The sequence below is a fragment of the Acidovorax sp. GW835-FHT14G06 genome (assembly GCF_058793595.1).
Genome location: NZ_JBXAGA010000005.1, coordinates 346,284 through 366,236, shown reverse-complemented (window position 1 = coordinate 366,236; position 19,953 = coordinate 346,284). Strand labels below are relative to the sequence as shown.

The window sequence follows — 19,953 nt, the reverse complement described above, 5'->3', positions numbered from 1 at the left end:
ACGCGTGGCAACCACACTTCGGTTGTCTAGACGACTTAACCCCTCAGGAGGCTGCCATGACTGCCGCACTGCACATCCACCAACTGAACAAGCATTTCGCCAACGGCAAACACGCCCTTCGCGACATCAACCTCACCGTACAGCGCGGCGAGATGGTGGCGCTGATCGGTGCCTCGGGCTCCGGCAAGTCCACCCTGCTGCGCCATGTGGCGGGCCTGGTGGTGGCCGACGCGACCAGTGATTCACTGATCGAGGTGGATGGCCGGTGCGTACAGCAGGGTGGGCGCATCCACAGCGACATCCGCAAGGTGCGTTCGCAGGTGGGCTTTGTGTTCCAGCAGTTCAATCTGGTGGACCGCTTGCCGGTGTTGATGAACGTGCTGGTGGGCCTGCTGCACCGCACGCCCTGGTGGCGCGGCTGGCTGCGCATGTTCAAGCCGCAGGAGCGCGCACTGGCGCTGGAAGCGCTCCACCGCGTGGGCATTGCCGAGTGCCATGCACAGCGGGCGTCCACGTTGTCCGGCGGGCAGCAGCAGCGCGCGGCCATTGCACGCACGCTGGTGCAGGGCGCCAAGGTGGTGCTGGCCGACGAGCCCATTGCCTCGCTCGACCCGGAGTCCTCGCGCAAGGTCATGGACATCCTGGCACGCATCAACCGCGAGGACCGTTGCACCGTCATCGTGTCGCTGCACCAGGTGGATGTGGCCATCAAATACTGCCCCCGCGTGGTGGCCTTGCACCACGGCCAGTTGGTATACGACGGCCCCTCTGCGGCCCTCACGCCCGCCTTGCTGCGCAGCCTCTATGGCGTGCACGCCGACGAAATTCTGTCGGATGCAGCGGGTGCCCACACAGCACCCGTGCATGCACCAACGACCGCGCCGCAATGGACGCCCGCCATGGTCCAGACCGCCTGAACGGTCTTTTTTTCTTTTCAATTCCTTTCTCTGGAGTTTTCAACATGTTCAAGAAACTGTGTGCAGCCCTGACACTCGGGCTGGGTTTGACCACGGGCGCGTTGGCCCAGGACTTCAACTTCGGCATGATCTCGACCGAGGCCTCGCAAAACCTCAAGGCCGACTGGCAGCCCCTGCTGGATGACATGGCCAAGCAGACCGGCCTGAAGATCAATGCCTTCTTTGCGTCTGACTACGCCGGCCTCATCGAAGCGATGCGCTTCAACAAGATGCAGGTGGCCTGGCTGGGCAACAAGTCGGCCATGGAAGCCGTGGACCGCGCCAATGGCGAAGTCTTTGCGCAGATGGTGAACGCCGACGGCACGCAGGGCTACTACTCGCACCTCATCGTGCACAAGGACAGCCCCCTGGCCACGCTGGATGACGTGCTCAAGAACGGCAAGTCGCTGAGCTTTGGCAACGGCGACCCCAACTCCACCTCGGGCTTCCTGGTGCCCGGCTACTACGCCTTTGCACAGAACAAGATCGACGCGAAGACGCACTTCAAGATCACGCGCAGCGCCAACCCGAGAAGTTCAAGGACATCAAGATCGTCTGGACCTCGCCCCTGATTCCGCTGGACCCGCTGGTAATGCGCAAGGACTTGCCCGAGGCCACCAAGACCAAGATCCGCGACTTCTTCTACAACTACGCCAAGACCGATGCGCGCGAGAAGGAGATCGTGATGAAGATCTCCAAGTTGTCTGGCTTCAAGCCATCGACCAACGCACAGCTCACACCCATCCGCCAACTGGACCTGTTCGGCAAGCGCAACAAGATCGAGTCCGACGCCACGCTGGCCGATGCCGACAAGAAGACCCGCCTGGCCGAGATCGACCAGCAGCTGGCGTCGTTGAAGTAGTCCGTAGGTTTCTAGTTGCGGCCCGGGTGTCTCCATGTCCTCTGCTTTGAATCCCTCGCTGGCCACACTGGCCAACACCTCGTCGCCCAAGCGCAGCCTGGCCTGGTACCTGTCGTGGGGCATCCTGCTGGTGTTGCTGGCGGCGTCCTGGAAGGGCGCCGACATGCGCCCGCTCGATCTGTGGAACGACTCGGGCAACATGGTTAGCTATGCGGCGGAGTTCTTTCCGCCCAATTTTGCGCAGTGGCAGATCTATGTGCAGGAGATGCTGGTCACTTTGCAGATCGCGCTGTGGGGCACGGCGCTGGCGGTGGTCACCGCCGTGCCGCTGGCGCTGCTGGCCTCGTCCAACATCGTGCCCTGGTGGGTGTACCAGCCGGTGCGCCGTGTGCTGGACGCGTGCCGTGCCATCAACGAAATGGTGTTCGCCATGCTGTTCGTGGTGGCCGTAGGCCTGGGTCCATTTGCGGGAGTCCTGGCCCTGTGGATCCACACCTCGGGTACCTTGGCCAAGCTGTTCTCAGAAGCCGTAGAGGCGATTGACCCGCAGCCTGTGGAAGGCATCCGATCCACCGGTGCGAGCGCGCTGCACGAGATCATTTATGGCGTGATTCCGCAGGTCATGCCGCTGTGGATCTCGTACACGCTCTACCGCTTTGAAGCCAACGTGCGATCGGCCTCTGTGGTGGGCATGGTGGGCGCAGGGGGCATTGGGGTGGTGCTGTGGGAAATCATCCGGGGCTTCCAGTACGCCGAAACCTGCGCGGTCATGCTCATCATAGTGGTCACCGTGAGTGTCATCGACCTGGTATCGGCCCGCATCCGCAAGGCACTGGTCTGACAAGGAGCACACCATGGCACTGAGCCTTGAAGACATTGCCCACTTGCTCGCCACGCGGGGCGGGAACCAGTACGGCCGCGAGGCGGTCAGCCAGCTGGAGCACGCACTGCAGTGCGCGCAGTGGGCCGAAAAATCGGGCGAAACCCCAGCCACGGTCGTAGCTGCCCTGCTGCACGACCTGGGACACCTGCTGGCACCGGTGGGCGACACGGCCGAGCAGGACGACCTGCACCAGTACATGGCCATCCCGTTCTTGCGTGGACTGCTGCCCGACGCGGTGCTGGAGCCCATCCGCCTGCATGTGGATGCCAAGCGCTATCTGTGCACCATGGAGCCTGGGTACTGGGAGACGCTGTCGCCTGCGTCGCAGCACAGCCTGGTGTTGCAAGGGGGCGCCTTCACACCCCAAGAAGCAATGCAGTTTGCGGCCCAGCCCTTTGCGCAGGAGGCCATCCGCCTGCGCCGCTATGACGACCATGCCAAGGTGCCGGGGCTGGTCACGCAGCCACTGTGCTACTACATGGCCTGGGTGGAACGGTTGGCCCTCGTTCCCGAGGCCGCCTTGGCGCACTGAACGTGGTCCCTCCACAGGGCGACTGACCGCATCGGTGTCACAGCGCGGTGCCGCGACCGGTCAGGCCAGCCTGTTGGCCGCACGGCACTGCCCTGGCGCAATCCCCAGGTGCTGCTGCATCGCACGCACCATCGCATCCACGGAGCCGAAGCCGCTGCGTGCCGCGATCTTCTCCTGGGACCAGTCGGTCTGTCGCAGAAGGGCCGCCGCATGCTGCGCCCGCACCTGGGCCACGAAGCGGGCTGGCGGGCAGTGGGCTTGCTCCGCAAACGTACGCGCGAAGTTGCGGGGGCTCATGTGCGCACGCTGGGCCAGTGCGTCCACCGACAGGTCGTGGGTCAGGTGCCCCTGGATCCAGGCCATCAGCTCGCGCAGGCGGGCCGATGCATCGGCCTGCGCTAGCAGTGCGGGGCTCAATTGCGGCGCTGTGTCTGAGCGCAGCGTGAACACCGCCAGGTCCCGGGCGATCTGCATGGCCACGGCGCGGCCCAGGTCTTCTTCGATGAGTGCCAGGGCCATGTCCAGCCCGGTGGTCACACCGGCCGATGTCCACAGTGCGCCATCGCGCACAAAGATGCGGTCGAGCTGCACCTGTGCGCCGGGGCACAGTTGGGCGAGCAGGTCGCAGGCATTGGTGTGGGTGGTCACCTGGCACCCCTCCAGCAGGCCTGCGGCAGCCAGCGCAAAGGCGCCCGTGCACACGCTGGCCACGCGCCTGGACCTTTGTGCAGCCTGGGCCAGCCATCTGCCCACTCCGTCCTCGTAGATGGCGCGGCGCAGCGCGTCTTCCTCACCACCCGCCACGATCAGTGTGTCAATGGGGCCGCTCACGGAGTGCATGGGCAAGGTGTTGGCCAACGCAAACCCCGCGTTGGTGCCCACAGCGCCGCCACGGGGTGACGCCATGTGCACACGATAAGTCCCTGGCACCGCAAGCGCGGCCTTGCTGAACGCGCTGGCGGGTGCCGCAATGTCGATGGCCTCCACCCCTTCAAAAGCCAGCAGGACTACGTCGCGGCAAGGGCCGGCGCCTGTGAGGGTGGCAGGAACTGCGGCAGATTTGGCATGGCAAGACATCAAGACGCAACCTAAGCTGGGGCCGTTAAACGTGGCGAAGAATGGGTGTCAACAGGAGGCGGGACGTGGCGATATTGTGGCGTTGGATGGGGGGGCTGGGCATGGGCCTGATAGCGATGGTGGTGTGGGCTGTGGGTGCAGAAGCGGGCGCTGTGCAGTCCACGGGAGCGGCCCAGGAGGCAGGTGCTGCTGCGCCGCTGGCGTTGGCCCTGCGGCCTCCGCTGGCCGGGGCCGCGGCGCCCGTGATTGCCGTGCTGGCATTGAACGAGGGCACGGAAACCACCGACTTCCTGGTGCCCCATGCCGTGCTGCAACAGGCCCAGGTTGGCGTGGTGGAAGCGGTGGCCCCCCGCGCAGGCCCTGTCACGTTGATGCCTGCGCTGCAAGTGGAGGTGTCACACAGCTTCGCGGCGTTTGACGCCGCGTATCCCCAGGGCGCAGACATTGTGGTGGTGCCAGCCCTGCACACCGATGACGACCCGGCCGTGCTGGCGTGGTTGCGGGCCCAGGCAGCCAAAGGCGCCGTGGTGGTCGGCATCTGCGCGGGGGCGCGCGTGTTGGGCCGGGCGGGGCTGCTGGATGGGCGCCGCTTTGCCGGGCACTGGTATGACCGCAGCACCTTGTTGCGGCGCCACGCGGGTGCAGTGCATGTTCCCGGGCGGCGCTATGTGGCCGACGGGCCTGTGGTGACCACCACGGGCGTGTCAGCGTCTCTGCCCGTGTCGCTGGCCTTGGTGCAGGCGCTGGCGGGTGCTGAGAGGGCGCATGCCGTGGCGGCCGAACTGGGCATTCCGTCCTGGGACAGTGCACACCGCAGCGAGCTATTTGGTCTCGCGCCTGCGCATGTGTGGGCCCTGTCGGTCAATACCCTGCTTTTTTGGCGGCATGAGCGCATCGACATCCCCGTGGTGGACGGGGTGGACGATGTGGCGCTGGCCCTGGCGGCCGATGCATGGTCGCGCACCTACCGCTCACGCGCCGAGGCGGTGCACGCCCATGCCAGCCCCTTGCACCTGCGCAGCGGCCTGGTGCTGCGGGCTTCGCCGCCCGATGCGTCGGCGACGAAGGTCTTGCTGGACGAGGCCGTGCACCCCGCCTGTGTGCTGGACCACAGCCTGCAGGCGATCGGCCAGCGCTACGGGGTGGCTACTCGCCAGTGGGTGGCAACCCAGCTGGAATACGAAGATCCAGGGGTGCCATGTTCGGTGGCGGGCCCGTCGCCGTGATCTGCTGCTCGCTACGCGGCAGGGCTGCTGGGGTTCATGGGCCGCCACGGTTGTCAGCCGCCTTTGTCAGCGTTCACCCAGCCCAGGTCCAGCGGCCGGTCCTCAAACTCGGTGTTGAGCACCACCGTGCTGGTGGTGCGGGCCACGCCCGCGATGGCCTTGATCTCGTAGATCACATCCTCCAGCGCGCGGGCGTGCGTGGTGCGCACCTTGGCCAGAAAGTCGTATTCGCCCGCCACGCTGTGCAGCTCTTCGACCTGGGGCATGGCGCGCAGGCGGGGCGCCACATCGCGGCAGTGGATGCCGCCGTCGTTGCGGATGGCCACGAACGCGGTGAAGTTCAGGCCCACGCGCTCCGGGTCCACGCTGATCGAAAACCGGCGGATCACGCCCTTGTCCAGCAGCTTCTTCACGCGCTCGTGCACGGCGGCGGTGGACAGCCCGACTTCGGCCCCCACATCGGCATACGAACGTCGGCCATCGGCTCCCAGCGCCGAAATAATTCTGGCGTCCATGTCGTCTGTCTGAATATTTGCTTGCATAGCCGGTCGATTTTGGTAAAAATTCCGAAAACCTCACGGTTTCCATAAATTATTCGGTCGGGTGAAGAATATGCCGGCAATTTTCAACGCGCAAGCCCAATCACAGCGCAGCTGGGCGGTGGCCCTGGCTCTGCTGTTGGTCTACATCGTCTGGGGCACCACCTATTTCGCCATTGGCATTGCGCTGCAGAGCATGCCGCCACTGCTGATGAATGCGATCCGATTTCTGTGCGCTGGGGGCGTAATGCTGCTGATTGCGCTGTGGCAAGGCCATGCATTGCCCACGCGCGTGCAATGGCGCAACTCGGCCGTGGTGGGTGGCTGCATGGTGTTTCTGGCCATGAACCTGATGGGCTTTGCGCAGAAGCTGGGCATTGGCTCGGGCCTGATGGCCACGGTGGTCACCACCATGCCCATGTGGCTGGCGCTGTGGTCGCGCTGGGGCGGCGAGCGCGTGCCGTTCACCAGCTGGATCGGCCTGGCCTTGGGCGTGGCGGGTGCGCTGCTGCTGGCGCTGGAGGGCGATTTTTCGGCCACCTGGCTGGGGGCGTTGCTGGCCTTTGGTGCTCCGCTGTGCTGGAGCGTGGGCTCGTATGCATCGCGCAAGCTGTCGTTGCCCGCCCCGGCCATGGCATCTGCCGCGCAGTGGCTGGTCGGGGGCGCCATGGGGCTGCTGGTGGCGTTGTGGTTTGAGCCGTTGAGCGCCCTGGGCCAGGTCACAGCCAAGTCGTGGGCGGCGTGGGTCTACCTGCTGGTGTTTGGCACCTTGGTAGCGCTCAATGCGTATCTGTGGCTGCTGCAGAACACGTCGGCCGCGCTGGCGGGCAGCTATTCGTTTGTGAACCCTGCAGTGGCTTTGCTGGTGGGCGTGGCGCTGGGGGGCGAGCTGCTGACGGGCTGGGTGTTTGCCGCGCTGCCGTTGATTGGGGCGGCGCTGGCGTTCATTCTGTATGGGCAAGCGCTACAGCGGTGGCTGGAAAAGCTCAGTCCGGGATTACAGCGGTTGCTTCAATCTCGATCTTCGCGCGCTCTTCCATGAGCCCCGCCACCTGCACGCAGGCCATGGCCGGAAAGTTCTTGCCCAGCACCTCGCGGTAGACCGCGCCCAGCTCCTTCAAGCGGCTGTTGTATTCGTTGCGGTCGGTCACGTACCAGGTCAGCCGCACCAGGTGTTCGGGGCCTGCGCCGCCAGCCTCCAGCACCGCCCGCACGTTCAGCAGCGTCTGCCTCGTCTGGTCGATGAAGTCGTCGCTCTCAAACTGCTGCTGCGCATTCCAGCCGATCTGGCCGCCGGTAAAGACCATGGTGCCGCGGGCTGCCACGCCGTTGGCGTAGCCCTTGGGGGTGACCCAGCCCTCGGGCTGCAAAAGGGTGTTTTTCATCGTCATGTCGTTGTTTTTGTGGGGGAGGGCGATGGCGAGGCGCCAGCACCCTGGCGCAGCTTGAAGCGCTGGAGCTTGCCGGTTTCGGTGCGGGGCAGGGCCGCCACAAACTCCACCACGCGCGGGTATTTGAACGGGGCGATGGTGGCTTTCACATGGTCCTGCAAGGTCTTGACCATGGCGGCATCGCCCGTGTGGCCAGGCTTCAAAACGCAGATGGCCTTGACCACCATGCCGCGTTCTTCATCCGGTACTCCGATCACGCCGCACTCGGCAACAGCGGGGTGGCGCAGCAGGGCGTCTTCCACCTCGGGGCCGCCCACGTTGTAGCCCGCAGTGATGATCATGTCGTCGTCGCGCGCCTGGTAGAAGAAGTAGCCGTCCGCGTCTTGTGTGAACGCATCGCCCGGGTAGTTCCAGCCGTCCTTCACGTACTTGGCCTGGCGCGGGTCATCCAGGTACTTGCAGCCCGTGGGGCCGATCACTGCGAGCTTGCCCACGGTGCCGCGTGGCAGCTCGTTGCCATCGTCGTCCACCACCTTGGCGGTGTAGCCGGGCACCACCTTGCCGATGGCGCCGCGCCGGCTCTCACCGCCGGGCGAGGAAATGAAGATGTGGAACATTTCGGTGGCGCCGATGCCGTCCGTCATGTCGAGGCCGGTGGCCTCCTTCCACAGCTGGCGCGTGGCGTCGGGCAGGCCTTCGCCCGCGCTCACGCTGGTGCGCAGCTGGGGCAGTCCGATCTGCTTGGCGAACGGCGCCATCTGCCGGTAGAAGGTGGGGGCGGTGTAGCAGATGGTCACGCCCGCGTCGCGCATCAGCCGCACCATGGTTTCGGGCGTGTAGGGCTGGTCGGGGAAGTACACGCTGGCCCCGGCCCACATCGGAAACACCAGCAAGCCGCCCAGGCCAAAGGTGAACGCCAGCGGCGGCGAGCCGGCCACGATGTCATCGGGCGTGGCCCTGAGTACATGGCGCGGCCAGGCCTCGCAGCCTGCCAGTACATCGCGGTGCGTATGCACGGCCGCCTTGGGGGAACCTGTGGTGCCGGACGTGAAGGCCATCAACGCGATGTCGTCCGCCGACATGGGGCAGGGCGGCGTGGTGCCGGGCTTGCCTTGCGCGCGCTGCAGCAGGTCGGCTGCGTCCGGCGCGGTGTGAAACGGCACGATGGTGGCGAGCACGGGGTGCTGCGTCTGCGCGGCCTGCAGCTCGGCCAGCAGGCGGCCGTCGCACAGCGCCAGCGTGGGCTGGGCGCGGTCGATGATGCTGCCCAGCTCGCCCGCGCGAAGCAGCGGCATGGTCGCCACCGCCACCAGCCCCGCGTAGACGGTACCCAGCCAGGCCAGCGCCATCTCCACCGTGTTGCCGCCGCGCAGCAGCACGCGGTTGCCAGGCACGAGACCGTGGTCCTGCGTCAGCACCTCGGCAATGCGCGCGGCCTCGGTGCGGGCGTCGCGGTAGGTGTACGTGCGGTGCGGTCCGCGCAGCAAGGGACGGTCGATGTGGCCCGCACGTTCGGCCTGGTCAAACAAAGCCTGCACCAGGTTGGCCTGGTTGGCGATCTGCAGCTCGGGCAGGTCGTAGCGCAGCGTGGGCCAGGCCTCGGGTGGGGGCAGGCGGTCGTGCACGAAATGGTCGGGCTGGGCGGAGGGGGCGGTGCTGCTGCTGGTGCTCATGTCGTGTTACTCCTGCAGAACGGCCTTGCCGATGATGAGCTGCTGCACTTCGGTGGCGCCTTCGTAAATGCGCAGCGAGCGGATGTCGCGGTACAGCGATTCGACCTTGCTGCCCACTTCCACGCCGCGCCCGCCGTGCAACTGCAGCGCCATGTCGATGACGCGCTGGGCGTTTTCGGTGGCGGCCATCTTGGCCATGGCAGCTTCCGCAGTCACTCGCGTTTGACCGGTGTCGCGCAGCCAGGCCGCGCGGTAGGTGAGCAGCGCGGCGCTGTCCACCAGCGCGGCCATCTCGCCGATCTTGGCCTGCGTGAGCTGAAAGTCCGCGAGCGTCTGGCCGAACATGCGGCGCTGGCGGGCGTGGTGCACGGCCTCGGCCAGTGCGCGGCGCGCCATGCCCAGTGCGGCGGCGGCCACCGATGCGCGGAAGATGTCGAGCGTGCGCATGGCCAGCTTGAAGCCGCCGTTCTCGTCGCCCAGCAGCGCGGTGGCGGGCACGTTGCAGTTGGTGAACTGCAGCGTGGCCAGCGGGTGGGGCGCCATCACGTGGATATGGCGCGAGGCGTCCAGGCCCGGCGTGTTCGCATCGACGATGAAGGCGCTGATGCCGCGCGTGCCGCCGCTTGGGTTGGTCTTGGCGAACACGCAGTAGAAGTCGGCGATGCCACCGTTGCTGATCCAGGTTTTGGTGCCGTTCAAGCGAAAAGTGCCTGTAGCGCTAGTGGAATCTGCGCTCACAGCTATGGTTTGCATAGCACCCACGTCTGACCCCGCCTCGGGCTCGCTCAGCGCAAACGCCGCTATCAACTCGCCACGCGCCACACTCTGCAGGTAGTGCGCTTGCTGCGCGGGGCTGCCCGCCAGCGTGATCGCTCCGCTGCCCAGCCCCTGCATTGCAAACGCAAAGTCCGCCAGCGGCGAGTGGTAGGCCAGGGTCTCGCGCAGCAGCACCAGCGCACGCGAGTCGAGTGCGGGCAGCGCGCCGCCGTGTGCGGCGGGCACGCAGTAGCGCAGCCAGCCGCCCGCGCCCAGGCGCTGCACCCAGTCGCGGCAGGCGGCGCGGTCATCGGTTTCATCCACCTCTTGCGCGGCCGCCCAGGGCACCAGGCCCTCAGCCAGCGCGCGGTGAGCGTCGTCAAAAAAGGGCAGGGCCAGGTGCGCCGTCGATGGCGGGCGGGGGGCTGGGGGTGTTGCGACGTGCATGGTTAGAAGGTGTGGATGAGCCCGGCGTGGCCGAGCAGACTGCGAAAACGCGGCCGATCTAGGCGCAAAGCACAGCCATAGCCTGAGCTATGGCGAGCATTTGCAACGACGAGCGGGTGTGTTTTGGCGGGATGAGCGGGTATGGCGGGTTCGTTCACACCTTCTTAATCTCCCTGAAACACGGGCTTTTGCTTGGCGGCAAACGCCTCGTACGCACGCCGGAAGTCTTCGGTCTGCATGCAGATGGCCTGGGCCTGGGCCTCGGCTTCGATGGCCTGCTCGATGGTCATGCTCCACTCCTGGCTCAGCATGGTCTTGGTCATGCCGTGGGCAAAGGTGGGGCCGCTGGCCAGCGTGCGCGCCGTGGCTTGCACGTTGGCCAGCAGGTCGGCGCTTTCATACAAGTCGTTGAAAAAGCCCCACGCCAGGCCTTCGTGCGCCGTCATCGCGCGGCCGGTGAACAGTAGCTCGCTGGCGCGGCCCTGGCCAATCATGCGCGGCAGCAGCGCGCAGGCGCCCATGTCGGCACCGGCCAGGCCCACGCGGGTGAACAAAAAGGCGGTCTTGGTCGCCTCGGTGCCGTAGCGCATGTCGCAGGCCAGCGCCATCATCGCGCCCGCACCGGCGCAGATGCCGTCGATAGCGCCCAGCACGGGCTGCGGGCAGGCGCGCATGGCCTTGATGAGGTCGCCCGTCATGCGTGTGAACTCCAGCAGCTCGGGCATGGTCATGGTGGTCAGCGGGCCGATGATTTCGTGCACGTCGCCGCCCGAGCAGAAGTTGCCGCCCGCACCGGTGACCACGATGGCCTTCACATCGGTGGCAAAGCGCAGCGCGTAGAAGAAGTCGCGCAGCTCCGCATAGCTCTGGAAGGTGAGCGGGTTCTTGCGGTCCGGCCGGTTGAGCGTGACGGTGCCCACACCGTCGGCAAAGCTCCACGCGAAATGCTCGGCCACGTAGCTGGCCTGCGGGTTGAACTGCTCGCGCATGGGGTTGCTCGCCCCGATGTAGTGCTTCATTCGGCTGTCTCCAAAGAATTGTTCTGTGTGTGTTCCTTCACCTTGCCCAGCAAGCGGTACAAGGTGGCGATGTCGCGCTCGCCCAGCGTGGCAAAGGCCTCGACGATCCATTGCTCGTGTTGGCGCGCCATGGTGTTGAACTGCTCGCGGCCTTGCGGCGTGAGGCGCACGAGGTACGCGCGGCGGTCGCCCTCCACGTCCATGCGCTCCACCAGCCCTTCGGCCACGAGCTGGTCGGTGATGCCGGTGATGTTGCCGCTCGTCACCATCATGCGGCGCGAGAGTTCCTTCATCTTCATGCCGTCCGGCGCGCGCTCCAGCTGCGCCATCAGGTCAAAGCGCGGCAAGGTGGTGTCGAACTGCGCGCGCAGGTGGCTGCGCACCTGCTTTTCGATGAGCTGGGTGCAGGTGAGCAGGCGCAGCCACAGGCGCAGGGCCTCGGGATGTTCGCTGGGGGCGGCGCCGTGCAGGCGGGCTTCGAGGTCCATGGTGGTTTACTCGATTGCTTCTATTTTTGTAGCAGTCGGCGCTTGATTCACTAGCGCTTGCGCCTGCTTTTGCTTGGAAATTTCGCGCAGCATCTGGTCACGGCCGCTGGTGTACTGCACGGGCCAGTCGGTGTGCGTTGCGGCCACGGGGCTCAGTTGCGCGGCGGCGTGCAGCGTCCAGGCCGGGTCGGCCAGGTGGGGGCGGGCGATGGCACAAAGGTCTGCGCGGCCGGCTGCGATGATGCTGTTGGCATGGTCGGCCTCGGTGATCGCACCCACGGCCATGGTGGCAATGCCCACCTCGTTGCGGATGCGGTCGGCAAACGGTGTCTGGTACATGCGGCCATACACCGGGCGGGAGTTGCGCGTGGTCTGGCCGGAGGACACGTCGATCAGGTCTGCGCCTGCCTGCTTGAACAGCCGCGCGAAAACGATGGCGTCGTCGGCGGTGTTGCCATCTGGGAGCCAGTCGTGCGCGGAGATACGCACGCTCAGCGGCTTGTCGGCCGGCCACACGGCGCGCAGCGCGGTCAACACCTCCAGCGGGTAGCGGCAGCGATTCTCCAGGCTGCCACCGTATTCGTCGGTGCGCTGGTTGGTGGCGGGGCTCAAGAAGCTGGCCAGCAGGTAGCCGTGTGCGCAGTGCAGCTCCAGCCAGTCAAAGCCGCAGGCCACGGCGCGGCGGGCGCTGTCCACAAAGGCGGCGGTCACGCGGTCCATGTCGGCGCGCGTCATGGCGGCAGGCGTCTGGTTCTGCGCTCCGTAGGCGAGGGGGCTGGCGGCCAGCAGGGGCCAGTTGCCCGCCTCCAGCGGCTCGTCCGTGCCTTCCCAGCCCACGCGCGTGGAGCCCTTGGGGCCGCTGTGGCCTAGCTGCAGGCCGATCTTGGCCGTGCTGCTGCCGTGCACAAAGTTCACGATGCGCGCAAAGGCGGCTTGCTGTGCGTCGTTCCACAGGCCGGGGCAGGCGGGGGTGATGCGGCCCTCGGGCGTGGGGCTGGTCATCTCCACCATCACCAGCGCTGCGCCGCCCAGCGCCCGGGCGCCCAGGTGCACCAGGTGGAAGTCCTGTGGCACGCCTTCGACCGCGCTGTAGGTGGCCATGGGCGAGACGACGATGCGGTTCTTGACCGTGAGGCCCTTGAGCGTGAAGGGCGTGAGCATCGGCGGAATCGCGGCTTTGCCGCCCGCGAGCCATGCCTCATAGCCCTCCAGCCACGCTGCATCGCGCAGTCGCAGGTTTTCGTGGCTGATGCGCTGGCTGCGCGTGAGCAGCGAGTACGTGAACTGCTCGATGGGCATGCCGGTGTAGCGCGCCACGTTTTCAAACCACTCGGTGCTGTTGCGCGCGGCATTCTGGATCTTGAGTACCTCGACGCTGCGGCGCGCCTCGTAGTGCTGCAGCACCTCATCGATGGGCAACCCCGTGGCGAACTCGTTGGCGAGGTCGATCGCGTCTTCCAGCGCGAGCTTGGTACCACTGCCAATCGAGAAATGTGCCGTGTGCGCTGCGTCGCCCATCAGCACGATGGGCACCTGCTTGCCGCCGATGGTCTCGCGGTGCACCCAGGTGTTGCAGATCACTCGCGGAAAGCGGATCCAGTTGGCCGAGCCGCGCAGGTGCGTGGCGTTGCTGATGAGCGCGTTGCCATCCAGGTACTTCGCGAACAGTTTTTCACAAAAAGCAATCGCCTCGGGCTGCTCCATCTGGTCCAGGCCGTGGGCCTTCCAGACGGCCTCGGGCGTTTCGATGATGAAGGTGGAGGTGTCGGCGTCAAACTGGTAGGCGTGTGCCTGGACCCAGCCATGCTCGGTCTGCTCGAAAGCAAACGTAAAAGCGTCGAACTTTTTCTTGGTGCCCAGCCAGACAAAGCGGCACTGGCGCAGATCGATGTCTGGCTGGTAGGTGGCTGCGTAGCGGGTGCGGATGCGGCTGTTGAGGCCGTCGCTCGCGATCACCAGGTCGGCGTTGTACTGCGCGGCGAGCTGCTGGTCGTCGGCCACGTCGGTCTCGAACACCAGCTCGACGCCCACCGCCAGGCACCGGTCCTGCAGGATGTTGAGCAGGCGCTTGCGGCCAATGCCGCAGAAGCCGTGGCCTGTGGAGCGCACGCTGCGCCCCTTGAAGAACACCTCAATATCGTCCCAGTGGTTGAACGCGTCGCCGATCAGGGCTGCCGTGGGCGCGTCGACCGCCTGCAGGTTGGCCAGCGTCTGGTCCGACAGCACCACCCCCCAGCCGAAAGTATCGAACGGCCGGTTGCGTTCGACCACGGTGACGCGGTGCGCAGGGTTTTGCTGCTTCATGAGCAGGGCGAAGTAGAGACCGGCGGGCCCACCGCCAATGCAGAGGATGTTCATGTCAAAATAGTTTAGGCTTAAACAAAAAGCTGTCAATGGGGCCTTCCCGGCGAACCCCCTGGTGCCATCGCGGGGTGTTGGTGCGGTGCAGCAAAATTTTCAAGATGTGCCGCATGAGGCACTTGCTGCGCAACCTGGAGGGGCGTCTGGCGACCTTGCCGGTGCCCATGGCCACGGGCGAGATTGGCAATGTGGACGCTGCCATCGTCGAGGAGCGCGTGGCGCTGGAAGGCGGCATGCGCGACCTGATGGCCGCTGCTGCGGGCCTGTTGATCCGCGACCCGGCCCGCGCCATGCGCAGTTTCACTACGACCTGTCGGACGACTTCTACGCGCTGTGGCTGGACCCGCGCCGTGGGTATCCGTGTGCCTACTACCGGTCACCCGACCTGATGCCGGCCCAGGCACAAGAGGCCAAGCTCGACGACATCTGCCGCAAGCTGCAGTTGCAACCCGGCGACCGTTTCTTGGACATGTGCGCGGGCTGGGGCGGCCTGGTGCTGTGGGCGACCGAGCACTATCGCGTGGACGCCACCGGCATCACCCTGTCACGCGCAACCAGCATGTGCATGTGCTGCGGCTCATTGAAGAGCGCGGGCTGCAGGGGCGCGTGCGCATGCAGCTGGCGGACTGCCGCGAGCTGCAGGTGGAGCAAGCCTTCGACAAGATCGCTCCGGTGGGCATGTTCGAGCATGTGGGCCGCGCGCAGATGTTGCGTTACTTTGAGACAGTGTCCCGACTGCTGCGTCCGGGCGGGCTGGTGCTGAACCACCGCATCACGGCGGGCGGGATGGACAACGCGCAATTGGGCGCGGGCATGGGTGACTTCATCGAGCAATACATCTTCCCGGGCGGCGAACTGTTGCAGCTAAGCACGGTGCTGCGCGACATGGCCCGGGCGGGCCTGGAGATGGTGGACACCGAGAACCTGCGCCCGCACTACGTGCGCACGCTGTGGGCGGGGTCCGACGGGCTCGAAGCCCGATTGCCTGCAGCCCGTGAGGTGCTGGTCGCACAAGGTGGGGTGGAGCAGGGTGGTAAGGTCTTGCGTGCGTACCGCCTGCATCTTGCGGGCAGCGCCCTGGGTTTTGAACGTGGCTGGATGGCGTTGCATCAAAGACTGGCCATCAAGCCGGATGGCGACACGGCCAGATGCCTTATGCCAGGCGCACAATCGAGCTATCCGTTCACCCGCGACTACATGTATGCGGACCCTGGCAACCTCCTCCGATAGGCCATTGACCATGCTCTACAAGTTCAAATCCCGCGCGACTGCCGACCTGATCATGCTCGAACCCCAGGGGCGCCAGATCGTGGCCATCATCGGCAAGACCCCCGGCACCAGCGGTATCGTGACCGCTGCCCAGATTCCCGGCGCCATTGCAGCGCTGGAAGCGGCCGTGATCGCCGACGAAGCCCAGCCCGAAGCCCAGGAAAACGATGAGGCCGCGGCTGAAGAACTCAACGAGGCCGTGCGCTTGCGCCAGCGTGTTGCGCCGTTCATCGAAATGCTCAAGCGCAGTGCTGCGGCGGATGTGGATGTGGTCTGGGGTGTGTGACCTGATCGCAGGCACTCTGATCGGTAGCAGGTTTTGAGAAGGCTACCGTGGCGTCCTGTGATTGCGCGCAGGCCTGACCCAGGCCCATCGCCGATGCGCGAGTGGCCTGGGTGACGGAGCCATCAATCCACCTTTGCCCCTGACGTCTTCACCACCTGCGCCCACTTCTTGTGCTCGTTGTCGATGTGCTTGGCAAATTCGGCCGGGGTGTTGCCGCCGGGGATTGCGCCTTGGGCCAGCAGCCGCTCCTTCATGGCGGGCGTGGCCAGGGACTTGGCGACTTCCTGCTGAATGCGGTTGACGATATCGGTGGGGGTGCCAGCCGGGGCCAGCAGGCCGAACCAGGAGCTGGCCTCGTAGCCCTTGAGGGTGGGCCCACCGGCCTGCTCCACCGTGGGCACATCGGGCAGCGCGCCTGAGCGCTCGGAGCTGGTCACGGCCAGTGCGGTGAGCTTGCCTGCCTTGATCTGCGCCATCGACGAGGGCAGGTTGTCAAACATCACGTCTGCGTTGCCTGCCACCATGTCCATGAGTGCCGGGCCCGAGCCACGGTAGGGCAGGTGCAGCATGAAGGTGCCGGTCATGCTCTTGAACAGCTCGCCGGCCAGATGGATCGACGTGCCGTTGCCGCTGGAGGCCATGTTCATCTTGCCGGGGTTTGCCTTGGCCACCCGGATGAAATCCTGCACGTTGTGAATGCCCTGGGCCTTGGCCTTGTCGGCATTCATCACCATCACATTGGGAACAGCCGCCACCATGGTGATGGGCACAAAGTCCTTGATGGGGTCGTACGGCAGCTTCGCGTACAGCGCGCGGTTGATGCCGTGGGTGCCCACGGTGCCCATCAACAGCGTGTAGCCGTCGCCGGGCGACTTGGCGACGATCTCGGCACCCACGTTGCCGCCAGCGCCGGCGCGGTTGTCCACGATGAACTGCTGGCCGAAGGCCTTGGACAGCTCGGGTGCCATGGCGCGGGCCAGGATGTCGGTCGTACCACCGGGCGCAAAGGGCACAACGATGCGCACGGGTTTGGTGGGCCATGCACCCTGGGCGCGTGCGGTCGAGGGCAACAGCGCCGCAGCGCCTGCCAGCGCTATGGCACTGGTGGCGGCCAGGACCAGCACCTGGCGGCGCGCGCGTGGATGGGCAGCAACCGTTGCGACGGAGGGGCGGGTGGGGGCGTGAACGGAAATGCGTGCCATGGGGGTCCTTGTTGGAAGGGGGGAGGTCTGTCTGTACTGGTTCTACGCGCGCTGTTGCGGTTGGTGCAGATGGATAACCCCAATCCCGTCGCTGCGGCGCATCTGCAGGGGGCGCGGGTCTCGCGCATTGCGCGGTTGGTACACCACCGTACACCCATGAAAAAAGCCGCAACGCATCGTGCGACGCGGCGGCTTTTAAAGGGGGGGCAGCGATCGCATGGCGAGCCTGCCCGGGGACGATGGGATTAGTCTGCGTAGGTGCCAGCGGCCTTGATGACGGCGCCCCACTTGTCGATCTCGGCAGCCACAAACTTCTTGTGCTCGGCGCCTTCAATGCGCTTGTCGGTGATGACCACGGCGCCCAGAGCTTCCTGCTTCTTGATGAATTCAGGATCCTTCAGCGCGACCTTGAGGGCTTCGTTGATCTTCTTTTGCACGTCGGCTGGCGTGCCCTTGGGGGCGTACAGGCCGTGCCAGATGCTCACGTTGAAGTCTTTCAGACCCGATTCGGCCAGAGTGGGCAGGTCCTTGAGCGCGGGTGTGGTCAGGCGCTTGGCTGTGGTCACGGCGTACGCCTTGACTTTCTTGCCTTCGATCTGGCTGGTGGTGTTGGTGGTCTGGTCACACAGCAGGTCGATCTGGCCGCCAATCAGGTCGGTGATGGCGGGGGCCGTGCCCTTGTAAGGCACATCCGTCATGTCCGTCTGCAGAGCGGACTTGAACATCAGGCCGCACAGGTGCGAGGCCGCGCCCAGGCCCGCGTTGCCCAGGTTGATCTTGCCCTTGTTCTGCTGGATCCAGGCCGTCAACTCCTTGAAGTTGTTGGCTGGCATGGTGGGGCGAGCGATCAACGTCATGGGCACTTCGTTGACCATGCCCAGGTATTCAAAGTCGTTGGGCACGCTGAACGACAGCTTGCGGTACAGCGCAGGCATGGTGGACATGCCAATGTGGTTGAGCAGCAGCGTGTAGCCATCTGGCGCAGCGCGGGCCACGCGGGCAGCACCGATGGAGCTGCCCGCGCCGGCGGTGTTGTCCACCACCACCGTAGCGCCCAAAGGTTTGCGCAGCGCCTCAGCCAGGTCGCGCGCCACACGGTCGGTGGGGCCACCCGCCGCAAAGGGCACCACCAGGGTGACTGTCTTGTCCTTGGCGGGGAAGTCCTGCGCATGGGCGCCAAAGGCGACCACTGCAGCGGCAGCGACGAGGGCGAGTTTCAGCGTTGTTTTCATGGGTGCTCCTGTAAATGACGGGCCATGATAGCGAGGGGCATTTCCGGCAACATTGCGGATAGTACGTAGCACACAAGCCATATGGTCTTTAAGCCAAAGAGGCCTGTGGTGCAGATGTTTATTGGCTCAAATGCTATATAAAATATAGCGTTTGTAAGGGTAAACACTGCGGTACCCCGACGCGCAAAGTGGACATGTTTTGCGCTGCCGCAAGGGCTGGCGCGATGTCCTGGCCATTGATGTGCATGCACATCTTTTGGGCGCCTACATGCGTAGCCAGCACCGGCTCGCGCCGCGCTCCGGCCGACCCTGCGAGCACGCCAGCGGGCTCTCAGGGGCTACTTGTAGCTGCGCGCGTCTTCGATGACCTTGCCATCGTTGGGCAGTGTGCCCGGGGGCACCATCTGCACCTCGCCGCGCAGCTTGGTCACTTCGCGGATGGCGTCGCTGAGCTGGTGGGCCAGGCCCTCGGCGGTTTCGGTGGTCTCCACCTGCAGCACCATCTGGTCGTTGGCCATCTCGCCGCTGACCACGAGCCGGGCGCGCTGCACCTGTGGAAAGCGCCGCGCGATGGTGGCGATCTGGCCGGGGTGTACGAACATTCCGCGCACCTTGGTGGTCTGGTCGGCCCGGCCCATCCAGCCCTTGATGCGGGTGTTGGTGCGGCCGGTGGGGCACTGGCCCGGCAGCACCGCCGACAGGTCGCCAGTACCAAAGCGGATCAGCGGGTAGTCAGGGTTGAGCGTGGTGATGACCAGCTCGCCCACCTCACCCTCGGGCACGGGGTCGCCCGTGCCGGGACGAACGATCTCGACGATCACGCCTTCATCCAGCACCAGGCCTTCGCGGGCCGAGGTTTCATACGCAATCAGGCCCAGGTCGGCGGTGGCGTAGCACTGGTAGCCCGCGATGCCACGCTCGGCAAACCAGTCGCGCAGCGAGGGCGGGAAGGCCTCGCCCGAGACCAGGGCCTTGGTCACTGTGGGCAGCGCCACGCCGATCTCGGCAGCCTTCTCGACGATGATTTTCAGAAAACTGGGCGTGCCGATGTAGCCCGCAGGCTGCAGCTCGGCCATGGCCTGCACCTGCTGTTCAGTCTGGCCCGTGCCGCCAGGGAAGACGGTGCAGCCTAGCGCGTGTGCACCGGTTTCCATCATCGAGCCCGCAGGCACAAAGTGGTAGCTGAAGCTGTTGTGGATCAGCTCGCCGCTGCGAAAGCCTGCGGCGTGGATGGCCCGCGCCATGCGCCAGTAGTCGCGCCGCGTGCCCTCAGGCTCGTAGATGGTGCCGGGGCTGGCGAACACGCGGGTCATGCCCGGCCCAAAGCCCAACGCGCTGAAACCGCCGAACACGTTGGTGGCACGGCCCGCCTGCTGGCGCTCCAGCAACTCGTACTTGCGCGTGACGGGAAGTTGCGCCAGGGCTGTGCGGCCGGTGATGGTGGTTGCATCCACGCCAGCCAGGATGCCGGCAAATGCGGGCGATGCCTTCTGGGCATGGGCGATCTGCTGCGGCAGCGCAGCCATCAGCGCCGCCTCGCGCTCGGCGGGGCTTCGCGTTTCCAGGGCGTCATAGAACGTGCTCATGCCTGGGTTTCCTTGTGAGGTTGTTTGAGTGAAATATGCCTCTAGCGCTTTTCAACCAAGCGTAAGCAGCTATGAAATTGAGAGTGATTTCGTTCGAGGTCTGAAAAAGAACACGGCCCTGGTCGCCCGCGCTAACCCACCAGCGCACCCGTGGAACTGGCTTTGCCA

17 protein-coding genes and 2 pseudogenes are annotated in these 19,953 nt (G+C 65.6%); 8 read left to right on the top strand and 11 right to left on the bottom strand.

Annotation, left to right across the window (positions count from 1 at the left end; genetic code table 11):
- Positions 1 to 56 precede the first annotated feature (56 nt).
- From phnC to AC1Q64_RS11090, 4 genes and pseudogenes are all read left to right on the top strand, one after another.
- A complete protein-coding gene (phnC, locus tag AC1Q64_RS11105; RefSeq protein WP_492251360.1) occupies positions 57 to 917 on the top strand; it encodes a phosphonate ABC transporter ATP-binding protein in 861 nt (286 codons plus the stop codon).
- A 44-nt stretch (positions 918 to 961) separates the two neighbouring features.
- Positions 962 to 1,818, top strand: a pseudogene (gene phnD / locus AC1Q64_RS11100) (phosphate/phosphite/phosphonate ABC transporter substrate-binding protein).
- 34 nt (positions 1,819 to 1,852) lie between these two features.
- Positions 1,853 to 2,659, top strand: coding sequence for a phosphonate ABC transporter, permease protein PhnE (gene phnE, locus AC1Q64_RS11095; protein ID WP_492251359.1), 807 nt, complete (start codon positions 1,853 to 1,855; stop codon positions 2,657 to 2,659).
- A 13-nt stretch (positions 2,660 to 2,672) separates the two neighbouring features.
- Entirely contained in the window at positions 2,673 to 3,233 is a 561-nt protein-coding gene (locus AC1Q64_RS11090) for a phosphonate degradation HD-domain oxygenase (RefSeq protein ID WP_492251358.1), read from the top strand.
- A 60-nt stretch (positions 3,234 to 3,293) separates the two neighbouring features.
- On the opposite strand, the gene AC1Q64_RS11085 is transcribed toward AC1Q64_RS11090, so the two are convergent.
- Positions 3,294 to 4,310, bottom strand: a complete 1,017-nt coding sequence (locus tag AC1Q64_RS11085; RefSeq protein ID WP_492251357.1) for a GlxA family transcriptional regulator — start codon at positions 4,308 to 4,310, stop codon at positions 3,294 to 3,296.
- A 65-nt stretch (positions 4,311 to 4,375) separates the two neighbouring features.
- Between AC1Q64_RS11085 and AC1Q64_RS11080 the strand changes: the two genes are divergently transcribed.
- The gene (locus AC1Q64_RS11080; RefSeq protein ID WP_492251356.1) at positions 4,376 to 5,536 is read left to right on the top strand and encodes a DJ-1/PfpI family protein; all 1,161 of its coding nucleotides are present in this window, start codon (positions 4,376 to 4,378) and stop codon (positions 5,534 to 5,536) included.
- Between the two features lie 53 nt (positions 5,537 to 5,589).
- On the opposite strand, the gene AC1Q64_RS11075 is transcribed toward AC1Q64_RS11080, so the two are convergent.
- Positions 5,590 to 6,051: an Lrp/AsnC family transcriptional regulator gene (locus AC1Q64_RS11075; protein WP_492251355.1), complete on the bottom strand. Its 462-nt coding sequence runs from the start codon at positions 6,049 to 6,051 to the stop codon at positions 5,590 to 5,592.
- Positions 6,052 to 6,148: 97 nt separating this feature from the next.
- Here AC1Q64_RS11075 and AC1Q64_RS11070 point away from each other — a divergent pair, with 97 nt between their 5' ends.
- Entirely contained in the window at positions 6,149 to 7,117 is a 969-nt protein-coding gene (locus AC1Q64_RS11070) for an EamA family transporter (protein ID WP_492251354.1), read from the top strand.
- Here the strand turns inward: AC1Q64_RS11070 and AC1Q64_RS11065 are convergent.
- The 6 genes from AC1Q64_RS11065 to AC1Q64_RS11040 form a co-directional block, all read right to left on the bottom strand.
- A complete protein-coding gene (locus AC1Q64_RS11065) occupies positions 7,062 to 7,460 on the bottom strand; it encodes a RidA family protein (protein WP_055400021.1) in 399 nt (132 codons plus the stop codon). The two genes, AC1Q64_RS11070 and AC1Q64_RS11065, sit on opposite strands and share 56 nt — an antisense overlap.
- A 2-nt stretch (positions 7,461 to 7,462) precedes the next feature.
- Positions 7,463 to 9,139: an AMP-binding protein gene (locus AC1Q64_RS11060; protein WP_492251353.1), complete on the bottom strand. Its 1,677-nt coding sequence runs from the start codon at positions 9,137 to 9,139 to the stop codon at positions 7,463 to 7,465.
- A gap of 6 nt (positions 9,140 to 9,145) precedes the next feature.
- Complete coding sequence (locus AC1Q64_RS11055) at positions 9,146 to 10,342, bottom strand: acyl-CoA dehydrogenase family protein (protein WP_492251352.1); 1,197 nt, start codon at positions 10,340 to 10,342, stop codon at positions 9,146 to 9,148.
- A 164-nt stretch (positions 10,343 to 10,506) separates the two neighbouring features.
- Positions 10,507 to 11,361: an enoyl-CoA hydratase family protein gene (locus AC1Q64_RS11050; protein WP_492251351.1), complete on the bottom strand. Its 855-nt coding sequence runs from the start codon at positions 11,359 to 11,361 to the stop codon at positions 10,507 to 10,509.
- Positions 11,358 to 11,849, bottom strand: coding sequence for a MarR family winged helix-turn-helix transcriptional regulator (locus tag AC1Q64_RS11045; RefSeq protein ID WP_056059723.1), 492 nt, complete (start codon positions 11,847 to 11,849; stop codon positions 11,358 to 11,360). Before AC1Q64_RS11045 ends, AC1Q64_RS11050 begins: the two co-directional genes overlap by 4 nt.
- Positions 11,850 to 11,855: 6 nt before the next feature.
- The gene (locus AC1Q64_RS11040) at positions 11,856 to 14,207 is read right to left on the bottom strand and encodes a bifunctional salicylyl-CoA 5-hydroxylase/oxidoreductase (RefSeq protein WP_492251350.1); all 2,352 of its coding nucleotides are present in this window, start codon (positions 14,205 to 14,207) and stop codon (positions 11,856 to 11,858) included.
- Between the two features lie 113 nt (positions 14,208 to 14,320).
- Between AC1Q64_RS11040 and AC1Q64_RS11035 the strand changes: the two are divergent.
- Positions 14,321 to 15,440, top strand: a pseudogene (locus AC1Q64_RS11035) (class I SAM-dependent methyltransferase).
- A 10-nt stretch (positions 15,441 to 15,450) separates the two neighbouring features.
- Positions 15,451 to 15,765: a DUF1840 domain-containing protein gene (locus AC1Q64_RS11030; RefSeq protein WP_291439096.1), complete on the top strand. Its 315-nt coding sequence runs from the start codon at positions 15,451 to 15,453 to the stop codon at positions 15,763 to 15,765.
- A 122-nt stretch (positions 15,766 to 15,887) separates the two neighbouring features.
- On the opposite strand, the gene AC1Q64_RS11025 is transcribed toward AC1Q64_RS11030, so the two are convergent.
- The 3 genes from AC1Q64_RS11025 to AC1Q64_RS11015 all read right to left on the bottom strand — a co-directional run bounded on the left by AC1Q64_RS11025 (position 15,888) and on the right by AC1Q64_RS11015 (position 19,785).
- On the bottom strand, positions 15,888 to 16,967 hold the full coding sequence (locus tag AC1Q64_RS11025) for a Bug family tripartite tricarboxylate transporter substrate binding protein (RefSeq protein WP_291439099.1): 1,080 nt from the start codon (positions 16,965 to 16,967) through the stop codon (positions 15,888 to 15,890).
- A 245-nt stretch (positions 16,968 to 17,212) separates the two neighbouring features.
- Positions 17,213 to 18,199 (bottom strand): tripartite tricarboxylate transporter substrate-binding protein, encoded by a 987-nt coding sequence (locus AC1Q64_RS11020; protein ID WP_492251349.1) that lies wholly within the window; start codon positions 18,197 to 18,199, stop codon positions 17,213 to 17,215.
- A gap of 338 nt (positions 18,200 to 18,537) precedes the next feature.
- The gene (locus AC1Q64_RS11015; RefSeq protein WP_492251348.1) at positions 18,538 to 19,785 is read right to left on the bottom strand and encodes a phenylacetate--CoA ligase family protein; all 1,248 of its coding nucleotides are present in this window, start codon (positions 19,783 to 19,785) and stop codon (positions 18,538 to 18,540) included.
- Positions 19,786 to 19,953: the final 168 nt, after the last annotated feature.

Excerpts from the sequence above, each read along its gene's own strand:
- AC1Q64_RS11090 (WP_492251358.1), top strand. The coding sequence starts at position 2,673 with ATGGCACTGAGCCTTGAAGACATTGCCCACTTGCTCGCCACGCGGGGC.
- phnE (WP_492251359.1), top strand. The coding sequence starts at position 1,853 with ATGTCCTCTGCTTTGAATCCCTCGCTGGCCACACTGGCCAACACCTCG.
- AC1Q64_RS11040 (WP_492251350.1), bottom strand. The coding sequence starts at position 14,207 with ATGAACATCCTCTGCATTGGCGGTGGGCCCGCCGGTCTCTACTTCGCC.
- AC1Q64_RS11050 (WP_492251351.1), bottom strand. The coding sequence starts at position 11,361 with ATGAAGCACTACATCGGGGCGAGCAACCCCATGCGCGAGCAGTTCAAC.
- AC1Q64_RS11065 (WP_055400021.1), bottom strand. The coding sequence starts at position 7,460 with ATGAAAAACACCCTTTTGCAGCCCGAGGGCTGGGTCACCCCCAAGGGC.
- AC1Q64_RS11015 (WP_492251348.1), bottom strand. The coding sequence starts at position 19,785 with ATGAGCACGTTCTATGACGCCCTGGAAACGCGAAGCCCCGCCGAGCGC.
- AC1Q64_RS11075 (WP_492251355.1), bottom strand. The coding sequence starts at position 6,051 with ATGGACGCCAGAATTATTTCGGCGCTGGGAGCCGATGGCCGACGTTCG.
- AC1Q64_RS11070 (WP_492251354.1), top strand. The coding sequence starts at position 6,149 with ATGCCGGCAATTTTCAACGCGCAAGCCCAATCACAGCGCAGCTGGGCG.
- AC1Q64_RS11085 (WP_492251357.1), bottom strand. The coding sequence starts at position 4,310 with ATGTCTTGCCATGCCAAATCTGCCGCAGTTCCTGCCACCCTCACAGGC.
- AC1Q64_RS11060 (WP_492251353.1), bottom strand. The coding sequence starts at position 9,139 with ATGAGCACCAGCAGCAGCACCGCCCCCTCCGCCCAGCCCGACCATTTC.
- AC1Q64_RS11025 (WP_291439099.1), bottom strand. The coding sequence starts at position 16,967 with ATGGCACGCATTTCCGTTCACGCCCCCACCCGCCCCTCCGTCGCAACG.
- AC1Q64_RS11020 (WP_492251349.1), bottom strand. The coding sequence starts at position 18,199 with ATGAAAACAACGCTGAAACTCGCCCTCGTCGCTGCCGCTGCAGTGGTC.
- phnC (WP_492251360.1), top strand. The coding sequence starts at position 57 with ATGACTGCCGCACTGCACATCCACCAACTGAACAAGCATTTCGCCAAC.
- AC1Q64_RS11055 (WP_492251352.1), bottom strand. The coding sequence starts at position 10,342 with ATGCACGTCGCAACACCCCCAGCCCCCCGCCCGCCATCGACGGCGCAC.
- AC1Q64_RS11030 (WP_291439096.1), top strand. The coding sequence starts at position 15,451 with ATGCTCTACAAGTTCAAATCCCGCGCGACTGCCGACCTGATCATGCTC.
- AC1Q64_RS11045 (WP_056059723.1), bottom strand. The coding sequence starts at position 11,849 with ATGGACCTCGAAGCCCGCCTGCACGGCGCCGCCCCCAGCGAACATCCC.